Source organism: Pseudomonas sp., from assembly GCF_035277045.1.
Classification (GTDB): domain Bacteria; phylum Pseudomonadota; class Gammaproteobacteria; order Pseudomonadales; family Pseudomonadaceae; genus Aquipseudomonas.
In genome coordinates this window covers 39565-55254 of the sequence record NZ_DATELE010000281.1, presented here as the reverse complement: position 1 = coordinate 55254, position 15690 = coordinate 39565, and the positions used below count along the sequence as shown (strand labels likewise).

16 protein-coding genes are annotated in these 15690 nt (G+C 62.7%); 6 read left to right on the top strand and 10 right to left on the bottom strand.

Features of this window, described 5'->3' with window-relative positions; all coding sequences use genetic code 11:
- The first annotated feature begins 147 nt into the window (after positions 1 to 147).
- From VJS90_RS19795 to VJS90_RS19785, 3 genes are all read left to right on the top strand, one after another.
- Positions 148 to 732, top strand: a complete 585-nt coding sequence (locus VJS90_RS19795; RefSeq protein ID WP_324123324.1) for a LysE family translocator — start codon at positions 148 to 150, stop codon at positions 730 to 732.
- 154 nt (positions 733 to 886) lie between these two features.
- The gene (locus tag VJS90_RS19790; RefSeq protein WP_324123323.1) at positions 887 to 1810 is read left to right on the top strand and encodes an ornithine cyclodeaminase; all 924 of its coding nucleotides are present in this window, start codon (positions 887 to 889) and stop codon (positions 1808 to 1810) included.
- A 330-nt stretch (positions 1811 to 2140) separates the two neighbouring features.
- Positions 2141 to 2509 (top strand): GFA family protein, encoded by a 369-nt coding sequence (locus VJS90_RS19785; RefSeq protein ID WP_324123322.1) that lies wholly within the window; start codon positions 2141 to 2143, stop codon positions 2507 to 2509.
- A gap of 35 nt (positions 2510 to 2544) precedes the next feature.
- Here VJS90_RS19785 and VJS90_RS19780 read toward each other — a convergent pair whose 3' ends face one another.
- From VJS90_RS19780 to VJS90_RS19755, 6 genes are all read right to left on the bottom strand, one after another.
- Positions 2545 to 2910, bottom strand: coding sequence for a hypothetical protein (locus tag VJS90_RS19780; RefSeq protein ID WP_324123321.1), 366 nt, complete (start codon positions 2908 to 2910; stop codon positions 2545 to 2547).
- Positions 2911 to 3048: 138 nt separating this feature from the next.
- Positions 3049 to 3747 (bottom strand): hypothetical protein, encoded by a 699-nt coding sequence (locus tag VJS90_RS19775; RefSeq protein ID WP_324123320.1) that lies wholly within the window; start codon positions 3745 to 3747, stop codon positions 3049 to 3051.
- Positions 3748 to 4222: 475 nt separating this feature from the next.
- Positions 4223 to 4678: an REP-associated tyrosine transposase gene (locus VJS90_RS19770; protein ID WP_324123319.1), complete on the bottom strand. Its 456-nt coding sequence runs from the start codon at positions 4676 to 4678 to the stop codon at positions 4223 to 4225.
- A 303-nt stretch (positions 4679 to 4981) separates the two neighbouring features.
- Complete coding sequence (locus VJS90_RS19765) at positions 4982 to 5854, bottom strand: triacylglycerol lipase (protein WP_324123318.1); 873 nt, start codon at positions 5852 to 5854, stop codon at positions 4982 to 4984.
- 145 nt (positions 5855 to 5999) lie between these two features.
- Complete coding sequence (locus VJS90_RS19760) at positions 6000 to 6464, bottom strand: MaoC family dehydratase (RefSeq protein WP_324123317.1); 465 nt, start codon at positions 6462 to 6464, stop codon at positions 6000 to 6002.
- Positions 6465 to 6859: 395 nt separating this feature from the next.
- Positions 6860 to 8047, bottom strand: a complete 1188-nt coding sequence (locus VJS90_RS19755; RefSeq protein WP_324123316.1) for an MFS transporter — start codon at positions 8045 to 8047, stop codon at positions 6860 to 6862.
- 94 nt (positions 8048 to 8141) lie between these two features.
- Here VJS90_RS19755 and VJS90_RS19750 point away from each other — a divergent pair, with 94 nt between their 5' ends.
- The 3 genes from VJS90_RS19750 (at position 8142) to VJS90_RS19740 (ending at position 10655) form a co-directional block, all read left to right on the top strand.
- Positions 8142 to 9035, top strand: a complete 894-nt coding sequence (locus VJS90_RS19750) for a LysR family transcriptional regulator (RefSeq protein WP_324123315.1) — start codon at positions 8142 to 8144, stop codon at positions 9033 to 9035.
- Between the two features lie 287 nt (positions 9036 to 9322).
- Positions 9323 to 9616 (top strand): hypothetical protein, encoded by a 294-nt coding sequence (locus VJS90_RS19745; protein ID WP_324123314.1) that lies wholly within the window; start codon positions 9323 to 9325, stop codon positions 9614 to 9616.
- Positions 9617 to 9737: 121 nt separating this feature from the next.
- Entirely contained in the window at positions 9738 to 10655 is a 918-nt protein-coding gene (locus VJS90_RS19740; protein WP_324123313.1) for a LysR substrate-binding domain-containing protein, read from the top strand.
- A 357-nt stretch (positions 10656 to 11012) separates the two neighbouring features.
- On the opposite strand, the gene VJS90_RS19735 is transcribed toward VJS90_RS19740, so the two are convergent.
- From VJS90_RS19735 to VJS90_RS19720, 4 genes are all read right to left on the bottom strand, one after another.
- Positions 11013 to 12344: a 2-hydroxycarboxylate transporter family protein gene (locus tag VJS90_RS19735; protein ID WP_324123312.1), complete on the bottom strand. Its 1332-nt coding sequence runs from the start codon at positions 12342 to 12344 to the stop codon at positions 11013 to 11015.
- 96 nt (positions 12345 to 12440) lie between these two features.
- Positions 12441 to 13055 (bottom strand): 3-isopropylmalate dehydratase small subunit, encoded by a 615-nt coding sequence (gene leuD, locus VJS90_RS19730; RefSeq protein WP_324123325.1) that lies wholly within the window; start codon positions 13053 to 13055, stop codon positions 12441 to 12443.
- A complete protein-coding gene (gene leuC, locus VJS90_RS19725; protein WP_324123311.1) occupies positions 13052 to 14473 on the bottom strand; it encodes a 3-isopropylmalate dehydratase large subunit in 1422 nt (473 codons plus the stop codon). Before leuC ends, leuD begins: the two co-directional genes overlap by 4 nt.
- A 403-nt stretch (positions 14474 to 14876) precedes the next feature.
- On the bottom strand, positions 14877 to 15680 hold the full coding sequence (locus VJS90_RS19720) for an alpha/beta hydrolase (RefSeq protein ID WP_324123310.1): 804 nt from the start codon (positions 15678 to 15680) through the stop codon (positions 14877 to 14879).
- Positions 15681 to 15690 lie beyond the last annotated feature (10 nt).

The following is a 15690-nucleotide window of genomic DNA, read 5'->3' as shown; positions in this document are numbered from 1 at the left end:
TGAGCCTCCCTCTCGCAGGCTTACTTTGATCTGCCATGGGCCCTACACTTGCGCTGGCCGGGCGGCCCTCTACGCCGCCTCCCTCCAACCTGCAACGAGTAAACCATACTATCGCCGGAACAATTCTCAGGTTTCCTGATCGCCGCAATGCTCATCACCGCCACGCCGGGCCCGGACAACCTGATGGTGCTGGGCATGGGGATTTCCAAAGGCCGCAAGCAGGGCATCATGTTTGGCCTCGGCTGCGCGATGGGGTGCCTGAGCCATACGCTGCTGGCGGTGGTGGGCATCAGCGCCCTGATCGCGGCGTCGGCCGTTGCGTTCACCTTGCTCAAGGTGGTGGGCGGGCTGTATCTGATCTGGCTGGGCTTCAACGCATGGCGTAGCGCTGGCGCGGTGAACGTCAAGGCGGTGGGCCCGGTGGAAACGTCGTTGGCGAGGCTGTTTTTCAAAGGCTGCTTCGCCAATGCGATCAACCCCAAGGTGGTGCTGTTTTTCCTGTCGTTCCTGCCGCAGTTCGTGGTCGCCGAGCACGGCCAGGTCGGCGCGCAAATCGCCGCGCTTGGGCTGACCTTCACGGTGCAGGCGGCTGTGCTGTTTGGGTTGCTCGGCTACTTCTCGGGGAGTATCGGCCAGTGGCTGAACCGCAAGCCTGCGGCGGGGGTGATTCTTGACCGGGTGGCTGGCACGGTGTTCATGGGGTTGGGGTTGAAGCTTATCTTTACCCGATAGCTGCCTCGTACCACTACATGGCCGAAATCTACAATCACTGGGGCATTTTCGGACATACAGTACAGAGTCCTGAGCTGCGCCTGTGGCGACAGCGAATGATTCCAGGCGAGGCTTTCACAGCGGGGCTTCGCCTACTGCCACGGAGAATGCGAACGTGCGGTTCATCGGTTCTGAACAGATTCAATCGGTACTCGAGTGGGAGGGCGTGCTTGACGCGCTCCACCAGGCTCACCTCGGCCAGCGGCCGCTTGCCGACAGTTATTTCATTGGTGATGCGGCCTACGGTCTGTTCAGCCGCGGGGTGGTGATGCCCGGCCGCGGCGCGGGGGTGAAGATCGCCTCGATGTGCCCGGCCAACGCGCAGGCATCACCGCCACGGCCGACCGAATACGCCGCCTTCCTGGTTATCGACGAGATCAGCAAAGCGGTGGTCGCGGTGCTGGATGGTCCTTCTATTACGGCCTGCAAGACTGCCGCCGATTCTGTCCTCGCCGCACGGTACCTGAGCCGGAAAGACAGCGAAGTGCTGCTGGTGCTCGGCGCCGGCCCGGTGGCCAGGGCCTTGACCGACGCCTATCTGCACATCCGCCCCTCGATTCGCGAAGTGCTGTTGTGGAACCGCTCGCCGCAGAAGCTTGAGGCGGCGCGCGAACAGCTCAGCCAGCGCGGGATTGCGGTGTCCATTGTTGACGACCTGGATGCGGCAGTGGCCCGCGCTGACATCATCAGTGCCGCGACAAGCAGTGCTTCGCCCCTGATCCACGGGCGTCACGTGCGCCCTGGCACGCATGTCGACCTGGTCGGTGGTTTCCGGCCTGACATGCAAGAGGCCGACACCGATCTGCTCGGCAAGGCTCGCGTGTTCGTCGATGATCGCCAGTCGGCGGTGGTGGCGGGGGATATCTGCAGTCCGATCGAACGCGGGGTGCTGCGGGAAGCTGATATCGAAGGGGACCTGTTCGACATCTGCCAGAAAAGAGACCTCGCCCGCGCGGGTGATGAGATCACCGTGTACAAAAATGCCGGCGGAGCGCATCAGGACCTGGTGGTGAGTCAGTATGTGATTTCTCGGCTCTGAACCTGCGCGGGGCACGTCTGAGAGCAACTGTCTTCTGCCGAGGTAATCACAGCCCCCGGCCCGGCAACGCCGGGCCCTGTGGGAGCGTGCCTTGTGCCGCGAAACGAGGGCAGAGCCCTCGCCGGGGCGCAGAATTATCGTGTTGTGCGGTAGTGGCAGGGGACACTGAATGCAGCCCGCTGCCCCCTTGTAGCGCCTATACGATTTTGGGGCCGCTGCGCAGCCCATCGCGGCACAAGGCGCGCTCCCACAATGTCCTAACTGCGCCGGTCAGGGCGAAAAGAGGATTCCTTTCATCCCCCATCAGACTCCCATGGACGGTCAACCACCATGACACACAGCTACCAAGGAAGCTGCCTCTGCGCAGCTGTCCGCTACGAACTCCTCATGCCGCCCAAAGCGGTGAGTCACTGCCATTGCAGCCAATGCCGCAAAGGCCACGGGGCGGCGTTCGCAACATACGGCAGCGTCCCGCGCAGCGAGTTTCGAATCCTCAGCGGCGCAGAGAACATCACAGCCTATGCATCTTCCGAAGCCGTGCTTCGCCAGTTCTGCTCGCACTGCGGCTCAACCCTGTTCTGGTCGAAGTCCCAGGGCGATCATGCCGACTGGATTTCTGTCGCGCTGGCTACGCTCGACACGCTGTTCATTCCGACGAAGCAAAGGCATGTGCATGTGGAATTCGGGACTACTGGGTAGTTCTCCAAGGATGTTATGGAAGTACAGCGCCTCTGCTACTCGACCAGCTCGACGTAATTGGACTCACCACCGCCAGTCGCGCCGGACAACCACCCCCAGACAAAGTGAAGCGTCGTGCGCCCAGCCTGATCAGCGCCCACCGTGCCGCGCGACCAACCGGCGAGAATCTCGCCATCGGTGGTGATGCAGTGGTAGAGAAGCTCGATGGTATCCGGGCCTGTGACTCGGCCAACCTGGTGACCTGTGCGGATTCGGCCGCCTTGGTAGGTGCCGGTGATAGCGCGGTCTTCGACAAGGTAATGGAAGACTGTGTCTGATCCGGAGAGACCTTGGGAGTTGTTGGCTACTATGAAGCGGCGATTGTGAAGGCGTTGGTTGAGCTGGGGGAAAGCGTTTTCCATGAGGGTGTGTCCTTACTCGAAGCAATCCATTCATTTGATGTGCACCGTGAGCCGCGCAGCACGGTTATGTGAAACGCTGGCGAAGCCTACCCCGCAAGGGCAAGACCATACTGTCCAAGGTAACTGCCTAGCCTCGGCCTAGCATTGGTCCACACTCTTGATCGGCCCGAATCGCTTGAATGTACATTTCAACCGCATCGTTCGAGGTAGTCCTTTTTCGACGTTCACACGTCGAAGCTGATCGATTGTGACGTCTGGATCAGCCGAGGCGGCCGCGGAACTTGCGCACGATCCGGCAAGACAGACCTTGTGGACTACCAATTTGATAGCCTTGGCGTCATCCACGTGCTGCCCTTTCCCATTAGCGGCAGTATTGGAAACAGTGGTAAGTGCGTTAGCGGCACTGTTACCAACAACACCGGAATTTTCACAGGAATGTAGAGCGGCGCAGACAGCCAAGGAGCTTAGTACAGACAATCCGGTACCCAGCACAGTATCAGCCATCGCTCCGCTGTTTTCGACGTAATCCGCTGCCGGGCCTGCGTAAAGTTCGGTGACGGAATAGGTGACCCTGGCGTTTCCGTCATCAGCAACCTTGTAACCTGCTGCTTTCAAGCTCGAATTGACGCTCCGAGCAATGTCGTCGCGCCCATCGGTGGAGATAGCGCTTACAGTACCCGACCAGCTGTCAGCGTCCTGCAGATAGCGATTCACAAACGCCGATTGAACATGAATCGGACCGTCATCGAAGACAGCCAGCCTGTTGGGAGAACTACATCCCCCTAAGGCAGCGACCATGAACAACACGGGAAAGAGCGAACAGGTTTTGCCCTTCAAAACACGAGCCTCGATGGATTAGGGTAATCGGCATAGGATACTGGCCTTATGCCATTGGAACTACTTTCTAAAAGACCGTTTGCTGTGAAAGAAGTGAACTAGAACATACGCCATCATGACGTTAATCAACGCCACCAGCACGCTTCTCAGAAACGACTCGACTAGCGACATTTCACCAAGGCCATGAAGCAAGGCCGTCTGGCAAACCAGGATCAGCGTACAGACACCCGCGACGCGCCAGTATCTTTTGCGCGCCAACGCCGGGGTTGTTACACCGACACAGATCAGGCCCCAGAGGCCGCTCAAGATGGAAAGTCCGTTAAACACCATGCTGTCTCTTCCCTGAGGCATTCAAAAGAACGGATCTTACACGGCCTTCCAATCGACGCCACCAGGTGTAAAGCAGCCGTTCGCCGAGGACGTAGCGCGAGCTGCCGCTGTAATGGGGGTAAACCTGATGGATCAGTCGCCTCGGTCAAAGCCAGACCGCATCCCAATGTGGATAGTCCCCCAGCCGCTTCACCAAGCCCGCCCGCAGCGGGTTCATCACGATGTACCGGGCCAATGTCTGGATATCATCCTCACGCCTCAACGCCCGGTCGTGAAAACCCTGCTGCCACAGCTTCCCCGTCCGGTTGCGAGCACGGTTGATGCTGCGAGCGCTCTGGGACTTGACCCGACGCATCAATGTTTTCAAGGTGACGTCCTGTAGTTCGACAAGCCAATGGAAATGATCTGGCATGATCACCCAGGCAAGAGACCGGGCTGAATGCTCGTATTGGGCGCGTCGGAACTGGTCGACCACCAGGCGAGCCGACTGGAAGTGACTGAGCAGAGGAGCGCGGTCTTGAATGACAGTAGTCAAAAGGTAGAGTCTTCCTGGCTCTGAGAACCTGCCGCGGCGAAGTGCTTTTGAATGTGAGAGATCCATTTCACATGCTCCTTGAAGGGTGGTTTCAAGGTAGCCAGCGGCTGGTGGACTTGTGGGATGTCTGTGGCACTGGATGTGTCTGGACCATTCGCTGGCAAGCCAGCTCCCACAGGTACGGCGCCGCCTCCAGGATCAACGCCGTGCCTGTGGAAAACTGGCTTGCCAGCGAAAAGGCCACCCCGACACTGCGCCAACGTCAGTATCAGCACCCTACGTGTGGGAGCTGGCTTGCCAGCGAATGGGCCTCCCAGACACTGCGCCAACCACAGTATCAGCGCCATAACTGTGGGACTGGCCATCAGCTCACAACCCCTTGCTCTTCAGCCGCGCCGCATGCTCCAGATACAGCCGCACCGGGCTCACGTTCCAGCTGGTTATCCCGGCCATCTGGTTCACGGCGTCGAAATGGTCCATGGGGTAGTCCGAGCGGATCACCTTGCCCAGGTGCGAGCTGTAGCGCCCGACCAGTCCATCGTTGGCGTCCTTCTCGTTATAGAACAACTTCGACAACACGATGCTGTTCAGATGACTTGGATCGAGTGGCTGCAAACTTTGAAAGTTCTGCACGATCCCGCTCCAGGAATAGTAATACACGCCGTTTTCAACTTCGTTGCCTTCTCCGCCCCAGGTGGTGGGCAGGCCTTGGGGGTACTGGTGGTTGAAGTCGGCCAGGCCTGCGCTGGTCAGCGATCCGAACGCTGCTTCGGGGTCGATCGGGTTGTGCGGGTGGCCGCTGATGAAGGAGATCAAGGTACCGACCGCGCCCAGCAGGGCCAGCACGAAGGCTTCGGGCAGTTCGCCTGGGGTCAGGGCTTTGTGCAGCTGGTCGGCGATTTCGGAGCCGTGGTTGGGGCAGCTGACCGAGGTGACGGATGCGACCTTTTCCGGGTGCAAGGCGGCGACGTAGCGGGCGGCGAGGGGGCCTTGGCTGTGGCCGATCAGGTTGACCTTGGCGGCGCCTGTTTCGCGCAGGATGCGGTTGACGTGTTCGAGCAGTTTTTTTCCGCGCTCTTCATTGCCGTGGACGGCTGGAATGTTGACGGCGAATACAGTGGCGCCGGCGCGTTCCAGGGCTTCTTCGATTTCGAAGAAGTAGGGATAACCGGCGATTCTATCGAAGCCGAACAGGCCGTGAACCAGAACAATGGGGTATCGGGTGGACGCAACGTTGTCCATGTTCATACCTATTGATAGTGGTGGCTAATGGAATAGATATAACGGACTGCCTGGGCTGTTGCGGGTGAAACGTAGTTTATAAAGTTGGCGGGCGCAAAGGCGCTTGGTCGGCTTCGGACCAACTGCCCTGCGCGCCGGCCACGCTTCAAGCCGGGCGGCGCAGCACCACTACGCGCGACATGGATCGCTGGCAGACTTCGTCGCGCTGGTTGAGCACCAGGCTTTCCACATGGGCGATGCCTCTGTCGGGGCGCGACCGGGAGGGAATGATCTCCTGCACGGTGGTGATGACCCGCAGCACGTCACCGGGCCGCGTCGGTTGGGGCCATCGCACTTCGCTGCCCGCGCCGATCAGGCCGCCGGCCACGGGCAGGCTTTCCACGAGCAGGCGCATGCACACCGCCGCGGTGTGCCAGCCGCTGGCGGCGAGGCCCTCGAAGAACGTGTCCTTGGCGAGCTCAGGGTCGGTATGGAAGGGTTGTGGGTCGAATTCACGGCCGAAAGCCAGGATCTTTTCGGCGTCCATCAGGTAGGTGCCGCTGGTGAAAGTGTCGCCCGGGGACAGGTCCTCCATGTAGAGCGGGGCTTCGGGGGAAGGCTTGGCTTGCATCGGGGTTCTCCGCCGGTGGGTGAGCCTTGATGCTAGGTCTGGAATGGCGGCTTATCAACACTGGCGGTTGGGCGGTGGAGGCGCGGCTGGATCGTCAGAAGGCTGGACGTCGATGGCGCGGTGGAGGCAGGGGGCACCGTATATAGCCAGTGCCCTTTGCAGCGGTTATTCGATTTCAGGGCCGCTTCGCGCCCCAATCGCGGCACAAGGCCCGCTCCCACAGGTTGCTCGGCTGCGCCGGGCACTGCTGCGTCTGGGACTGCGAAGCAGTCCCTTGTGGGAGCGCGCCTAGTGCCGCGATCGAGGGCGGAGCCCTCGCCGGGGCGCATGCCTGTCAGGCCCCTCGGTTGAGGCAGGGAACACTGTCCATACCCAGCGACCCTGCCTCACATCTATCAACCAGCCTCCTGCCCCGCAAGCCCAACCCCGCGAGTACCCGCCCGCGCCCGCCAGGCAAACACCAGCACCATCACCAACCCCAATCCCGCCATCATCGCCCCGGCCAGCGAAATCGCGGGATACCCGAGCCCGGCATTGATCACGGCACCCCCCAGCGCAGCACCGATCGCATTGCCAAAGTTGAACGCGCCAATATTCACCGCAGACGCAAGATTCGGAGCATCCTTGGCCGCATCCATCACCCGCATCTGCAACGGCGGCACCAGGGCAAAGCTGGCAGCGCCCCACACCAGAATCGCCAGTGCGGCCGGCAACGGCCAGCGCATCAGCACCGTGAACGCCAGCAATACCACGATCAACACCGCCAGCGAGACGATCAAGGTCCGGTCAACCGACCGGTCCGCCGCCCGGCCGCCCCAGATGTTCCCCAATGTCAGGCCAACCCCAAAGAGCACCAGCATGGCGGTGATGAAGGTAGTGGAGGCATGCATCTGGCTATGCAGAATCGGCGCGATATACGTGAACACGGTAAACATCGCCCCCGAGCCAACCACGGTCAGCGCCAGCGCAGCCAGCACCGGCCCGCGCCCCAGCACGCGAATCTCGGCCAGCACACCGTCGTTTTTCGGCAGCGGCACATCTGGCAGGGCGTACCACAGGGCGGTCATGGCCAGCACACCAAGCCCGGCGATGCCCCAGAACGCGGTGCGCCATCCCAGCAACTCGCCGAACCAGGTGGCCAGCGGCACGCCGCCAATGGTGGCGAGCGTCAGCCCCATGAACATGGCGGCCACGGCACCGGCGCGCTTTTCAGGAGGCACTACGCTGGCCGCCACGATCGAGCCGATGCCGAAGAATGCCCCATGGTTGAGCGAGGTCACCACACGGGCGATCAGCAGGCTCTGGTAATCAGTCGCCAGCGCCGACATCAGGTTGCCGAGCGTGAAAATGGCCATCAGCCCGATCAACAGCTGGCGCCGTGGCACCTTCACCGTCGCCAGGGTCATCAACGGGGCGCCGATCAGCACGCCCAGTGCGTAGGCGCTGACCAGCAACCCCGCCGTGGGGATCGATACCCCCAGGTCAGCGGCGATGCTGGGCAACATGCCCATGGGGGCGAACTCGGTGACACCGATGCCAAAGGCACCGATGGACAGTGCAACCAAAGGTGGATTGAAACGCATGAAGGACTCCTTATCTGTGCCGCTAATGCTACGATCCGTCCTTTCGAAGCGGTAGCCCGTTTTATGGGCAATCACCTTTGCGCTAGAGGCACAAATGGATGTAAGCGGGCGGTCTGGAGAGATGGAAGTGTTTGCCACCGTGGTGCAGCAGGGCAGCCTGTCCGCCGCGGCGCGGGAGCTTGGCCTGACGCCCTCGGCGGTGAGCCGGATCATCGCGCGTGCCGAGCAACGGCTTGGCACCCGCTTGCTGTTGCGCACCACCCGCGCGATCACGCTCACCGCCGAGGGCGAGGCGTACTTGCGCGGCGCGCGGCGCATTCTGGCTGACCTCACCGAGGTGGAGCAGGCGATCACCGACCAGGGCATGCCCAGGGGCCGATTGCGGGTCAGCGCGGCCCTGGGCCATGGCCGGCTGTCGATCGTGCCCCTGGTGACAGCGTTCAGCGCCCAGTACCCGGAGGTGCTGGTCGACCTCGCGCTGGGGGACGAAGTCGTCGACATTCTTGGTGGCGAGGCTGATGTGGCAGTGCGCTTCGGCCACCTGCCCGACAGTCCCTTGAGCGCGCGCTGCATCGGCAGCACCGGTCAGGTCATCGTCGCATCGCCCGCGTATCTGCAACGTCACGGCACCCCCGGTGCACCTGAAGAGCTGGCCCGGCACAACTGCCTGCGATTCAACTTCCGCCGAGCTGCACCCGATTGGCCGTTTCGCCGCGAGGGCCAGGACTTTTCCCTCAAGGTGAGTGGCAATATCGAATGCAGCAGCGGCGAGGCCCTGGCTCAATTGGCCAGGCTCGGCGCCGGGGTGGCGCGCATCGGGTCCTTCACCGTGGCCGACGACCTGGCGAGCGGCCACCTGGTACCGTTGCTCGAAGCCTTCAACCCCGGGGACCGGGAGCCGGTGCATGCTGTCTTCGTCGGCGGCCCGACTATGCCGGCACGGGTAAGGGTGTTCGTCGACTTTCTGGTGGAGCATCACCGGATGTAAGCCCGCGGTAAACCCGCATCCGGATCAGAGGCGAAGCCGGTGAGAACGACCGCTTGCAACCAAGGCTTTGGCTATTTAACAGGCGCTTGATAGAACTTTTTTCTATTAATCGGTCTATGTGGATGAGCACATCGGCTCGGCAGCTGCGCCTCGCAGTCTTGCTCAGCCAGATGGCCACACGTCCAAATTGCCAAGAGGTTGCCTTCCTCATGAAATTCCATGACCCACGGATAATGCTCTTCGCCCTGTTTGCGTTCGCGGCAGTGGGCTCGGCATCAGCAACACCGATGAAGACCCCAGCCTCTGTGGTAGCCACCGCGCAGACGCCCGCAAATCCCTGGCCAAGCCTGGCCAGCGTGACCGACCGCCAGCCAGGGCCGCTGCTGGCCCATGACGATCGAGACCGGCATGACGGCCGCTGGCACGATCACCGGGACGACCGGCGCCACGACTGGCGCAAGGATCAATGGCGCAGGGAGCAGGCCCGCCGCGAAGCCGAGCGCCGCCGCTATTGGGAACGCCATCATGACCGCGCCATGGGCCATCATCGCGGCGACGATCACCGCTACTATCGCCGCTAGTCCGCTGCCTGGGTCAACGCCGCTCCGCAGGCGCGGCGTTTGACCTCCATGAAGCAAGACTTGAAGTGCGCCAGGGATTGCTTTCAAATCACGGCCTCGACTTTTCCGATAGCAGGGGCCCATGAATTCGCCGCGTAACGATTCGCCCCTGCCTGAAGACCTGCGCGTGTTTCTGACCGTGATCCGCAAGGGTAGCTTCGCGGCCGCCTCCGATGAGCTCGGCGTTTCCCCGGCCTACATCAGCAAGCGCATTCGCGTGCTCGAGGAAGGCCTGGGCACGCGCCTGATCCACCGCACCACACGGCGCATCGCGCTGACCGACGCCGGCGAGCGCGCCCAGCGCTGGGCTGTCCGCATCCTCGATGACCTGGACGACTTCGTGGGGGAAATGAGCAACGTGCGCCAGGAGCCCCGCGGACTGCTGCACATCTGCAGTACCTTCGGCTTCGGCCGCAATCACGTCGCCCCGGCCGTGGCGCAGCTGTCGTCGGCTTACCCGAGTCTGGAAATCCGCCTGGATGTGTTCGATCGGGTGGTCGATATCATCGCCGAAGGCTTTGATCTGGAGATTCGTATCGGCGACGACCTCCCGCCCCAGCACATGGCCCGCAAGCTGGTCGACAACCAGCGGGTGCTCTGTGCCACTCCTGAGTATCTGGAGCAGCGTGGCATTCCTGGCAGCCTCAAGGACCTCGATGGCCACGACTGCCTGGTTCTGAAGGAGCGCAACAATCCCTTTGGGGTTTGGCACCTGCAGTACGAGGGGCGCGAGGAGTCGGTGCGGGTCAATGGGCCACTGTCGTCCAACAATGGCGAGATCGTATTGCAATGGGCGCTGGGAAGCCGTGGGGTTCTGCTGCGGTCGTACTGGGACGTGAAGCCGTTGATCAAGGCGGGCAAGCTGGTGCGGGTGCTGGACGGCTACACCCAGAGCGCCAACATCTGGGCGGTGTACCCCACGCGGCTGGCGGACTCGGCGAAGCTGCGGGTTACCGTGGAGTTTCTCGAGCAGTATTTCCGGGCGTTGGCTGACCGGTAGAACGACATGAGCCCGCAGGGTGGGTTTGTGGGTGGCTACGGGGCCGACCGGTTGGTTGTTTGGCGTTCGGCACCCTGCCATTACCGCGTAAACCGGTAATCCTGCGCCCCGGCGAGGGCTTCGCCCTCGATCGCGGCACAAGGCTGCTCCCACAGGGCCCGGCGCTGCCGGGCCGGGGGCTGGGGGGTACCTCGGTAGAGAGCCTTGTGCCGCGAAATGAGGGCGAAGCCCTCACCGGGGCGCAGGATCACAGGACTGCGCGATGCTGGCAGGGAACACAGACAGCTGCTCCCCCAGCGCCCGGCTACGCCGGGCCAGGGGCTGCGATTCCGGATGGAACACCATACCCCCCACCCCTCAAGCAAAAATCCCAAGCAAAACCGTCGCACCAATCACCGTCGCCGCACCCCCCAACCGGGTCGAGATCTGCGCGAAGGGCATCAGCTCCATACGGTTGGAGGCCGAGAGTATCGCCACGTCCCCCGTACCGCCCAGTCCGCTGTGGCAGCAGGTCACGATGGCGGATTCGATAGGAAACATCTTCAACAGGTTACCCACCAAAAACCCCGCCAGGGTCATGGCGACCACCACCGAGGTGCACACCAGCACATAGCCCACCGAGAACACGTTCATCACGCTGTCCAGCGGCACATAGAGCATCCCCAGGCCGATCATCACCGGCCAGATGAAAGCCGTCGACACCAGTTTGTAGAACTGCTTGCTACCCTTCTCCAGGCGCGAGGGCAAAACCCGCAGATATTTGAACAGCACCGCCACGACGATCATCATCACCGGCCCCGGAATATGCACGATCTTTTCCAGCAGCCCGCCAAGGATGAAGAAGCTGCAGATCAGCAGCACCCCTGCGCCCATGTAGCGGAAGTCGATGGCATCGGTGTCTTCCTTGTCCTTGAACAGGTCGTTTTCTTCGCGGGCGCGAATCAGCATGCCATTGCCGCTGAGGCTGGGCCGCCTGGCGGCGAGGCGCGCCAGGATGCCCGCGCAGATGATGGCGACGATGTTGCCGACGACAGCGGCCGGCACCAGCTGCGCCACATACTGCTCAGGCGTGCCGCCAAGAATATGCGAATAGGCCAGCGACAGCGGCAGGATGCCTTCGCCTATGCCGCCACCAATGATCGGCACGATGATGAAGAAGAACGTGTGGTGCAGCGAATAGCCAAACAGCACGCCCACCAGCATCCCGGCGCTGACCGCGGCCAGGGTGCCGACCACCAGCGGCACGAACATGCGGATCATGCCCTGCACCAGGATGAAGCGGTTCATCCCCAGGATGCTGCCCACCACCAGGCTGGCGATGACGAAGTAAAGGAAGTTGGCATCCTTCATCAGCATCTTGGTGGCATCCAGCGTGGCGCTGCCGAAAAAGCCATGGAACACCAGCACCGACGGCAGCAGCAGGCAGAGGATCGCGCCCCCGCCGATCTCGCGCAGGATGGGCAGGCGCTGGCCGACCTGGCCGAAAAACATCCCCAGCGTCATGATCACCGCCAGGCCGCCAATCATGGTCTTTGGCAGGTAGCCGTAGTGTGCGGAGGCGAACACGATCATCGCGATGCCCAGGAAATACGGCAGGGGTATCACGCCGATTTCGTAGGACAGTAGCCGGCGCAGGGGGGAGGGCGATGCGCTGCTGCGGTCAGCGGCGCTGTCGAGTGTGCTGTTCATTGTCTTTCCTCTGTTGTTCTTGTACGAGGAGGTGTCGAGTGGGCTCGATCACGTATCGAACCCCGCCACGGTCAGGCGGGGTTCGTCTTACCGGGCTCAGGCAAGCCAGGGATTTGCAGCCAGGTGACGCGTTTCGAACTGGCGGATCTGTTCCGTGCGCTGCAGCGTGCTGCCGATGGCGTCCAGCCCCAGCAGCAAGGCCTGCTTGCGCAAGTCATCAAGGGTGAAGTCGATGCAGGCACCGTCGTCGAGGACGATGCGTTGGCCCTCGAGGTCGATGGTGATGCGCGCGCGATCGGGCTCGCTGACCACCTGGCCAAGCTCCTTGTGACTGGCGTCGTCCAGCTGGATCAGCAACACGCCATTGCGCTGGCAGTTGTCGAAGAAAATACCCGCGAAGCTGGTGCCGATGAGGGCGCGGATCCCCAGTTGCCTGAGCCCCCACACCGCATGCTCGCGGCTTGAACCGCAGCCGAAGTTGGGCCCCACGACCAGGAAGCTCGCAGCACTCCACGGCGCCTGGTTGAGCACGAACGCGGGATTTGGCGTGCCGTCCGGCAGGAAGCGCAGGTCGAAGAACAGCCCGCGCTCAAGGCCGTTGCGGTCGATGCCCTTGAGAAACTGCTTGGGCATGATGACGTCGGTGTCGACATTGGCGGCCAGGAAAGGCGCGGCGATGCCGGTTTCACAAGTGAACGGTTGCATGCTCAGGCCTCCTGGACCAGGGAACGGACATCGACAAGGTGGCCCGTCACCGCCGCCGCGGCGACCATGGCAGGGCTCATCAGGTGGGTGCGGGCGCCAGCGCCCTGGCGGCCTTCGAAATTGCGGTTGGTGCTGGAGGCGCAACGGTCTCCGGGGCTGAGCACGTCGTCGTTCATGGCCAGGCACATGGAGCAGCCCGACTGACGCCACTCAAAGCCCGCGTCCATGAACACCTGCGCCAGGCCTTCCTGCTGGGCCCGTTCGCGCACCTGGGTCGAGCCCGGCACGATCATCGCCCGCACGCCAGCGGCCACCTTGCGCCCGCGTACCACGCGCGCCGCGTCGCGCAGGTCTTCGATACGCGCATTGGTGCACGAGCCGATGAAGGCATGGCTGATACGGATGTCGCTCAGCCGCGTGCCGGCTTCGAGGCCCATGTAGCGCAGGGCGCGCTGCAGGTCCTGGCGGCGGATCAGGTCGGTTTCCTGCAGCGGGTCGGGCACGCGGTCGGTGATCAGCGCCGCCTGGTCCGGGCTGGTGCCCCAGGTGACCATGGGCTCCAGGGCGCCGACGTCCAGCTCCAGGTCCTCGTCAAAGACCGCGCCGGGGTCGGTGAACAGCGTCCGCCACTGCTGCAGCGCCTGTTCCCACAGCGCGCCCTTGGGCGCGCGGGGTTTGCTGGCAAGGTACGCGTAGACCTTTTCATCCGGCGCCATGAAGGCACCGCGGGCGCCGGCTTCCACGGCCATGTTGCAGATCGTCATGCGCGCCTCGACGCTCAAGGCGGTGATGGTCGGGCCGCTGAACTCGATCGCGTAGCCGGTGGCGCCAGACGCACCGATGCGGCGGATCAGCGCCATGATGATGTCCTTGGACACCAGCCCCGGGCCCAGCTCGCCGCGCACGGTCACGCGCATCGACTTCAGGCGTTTGTAGACCAGCGTCTGGGTGGCGAGCAGGTGCTCGATCTCCGAGGTGCCGATACCGAAGCCAAAGGCGCCAAGGGCACCGTAGGTGGTGGTGTGGCTGTCACCGGCGGCCACCACCATGCCGGGCAGGATAAAACCCTGTTCGGGCGCGACCACGTGCTCGATGCCCTGGCGCTTGTCCAGCACATCGAACAGCTCGATGCCGAAGTCGCGGCAGTTCTGTTCGAAGTACGTCACCTGCAACGCACCGCCTGCGTCAGGCATGGCGGCGATGCGTTCAGGCGCCGTGGGGTTCACGTGGTCGACCACCGCGAGGGTGCTGGCCGGACGCCACGCCTTGCGCCCGGCTTCACGCAGACCGCTGAAGGCTTGTGGGCTGGTGTATTCGTTGGCGACCTGGCGGTCGATGTACAGCAGCACATGACCCTGGTCGTCCAGGGTGCAAACGGTGTGGGAATCGATGTGCTTCTCGTAAAGGGTCCTGGGGCGGGTCATGGCGGTTCTCACAGGCTTTTTTATTGGCACGTCCGGGGACGTCACGGTGGCGGGTGGGCCAGTGCTGTAAGAGTATTGCGTGCGGTGTGTAGATCAACTGGGTAGGTGTGGAGGGTTGGTTCACGATTTGTGAAGGATCGAGTGCTGAGACGGGGTGTGCCAGTAACCGTTTCCACAGTCTGGAGACTGATGGTGTGTTTCCTCCTTGCATCGCGCAGTCCGGTAATGATCCGCCCCGGCGAGGGCTACGCCCTCGATCGCGGCACAAGACGCGCTCCCACAAGGGACTGCTTCGCAGTCCCAGACGCAGCAGTGCACGGCGCAGCTCTCGCCGGGGCGCATGTGTGCCGGTATATGCGTTTACGACAGAGGGCACAGATGTAGCGCACTCGCGAGCGCGAGTTCACTGGCAGGTGATCGGGCGGTCAAGAAGCTCGGAGGACAGGGCCTTCACCACCGACGCATGCGTACCCGGCACCACCACCACCTGAGCGCACTCCGGCCGAACCTTCCGGAGATACCCCATCCCCAGCTCCGCCTTGATCACCTTGTCATCCGCGCCGACAAAATGCCGCTGGACAATCGTGGCCAGCTTTCCCGTGTCGTCCAGCGGATCCATCGAATCTGCAAGAGGCGAGAGCCTGTCAAGCTTCACCCAGGCAACAGGATCAAGGTTCCCGGCTATCGTCTGGAGCTGCACGACATCATCACGTCGCTCCGCCAGAAGCAGGGCTACCGCTGCCCCACCTGAATAGCCAATCAGCTCGAGCGAAGACGCTCGATACCGGGCTTTCAACGCATCCACCGCCGATTGCATCGACTCGATAACCGCCACGCTGAAGCGCGCATCGGTCCAGAGCGCGCGCTGGCAATTCCGGTTCATGACGAACTGGCATGGCCGCGCCAGATAGACGCCTGGATGACGGGCATCCAGCGCCAGCCGGGTGATGCCGAGGGCATGAGGCGATGGATCGAGACTTGGCTGGGTGGCGGTCGCCCAGGCATGGCCGTCACCTTCTATATAGATTGTCAGGGGCTTGCCCAGGGGCAGGGCTTTGGGCGCCACCACTTGCAGGGGAAACAAGGGGGTCTGGAGAACGCGGGCCTCGGCATCCGAGGCGGACGCGAGGGCCAGGAGCCTGTCTTGCGCGGTCGTGCAGCCCGAGAGATGCAGCAGCGCGAGACAGGCGAGCAGGGGTTTCAACATGTTCCGGGCT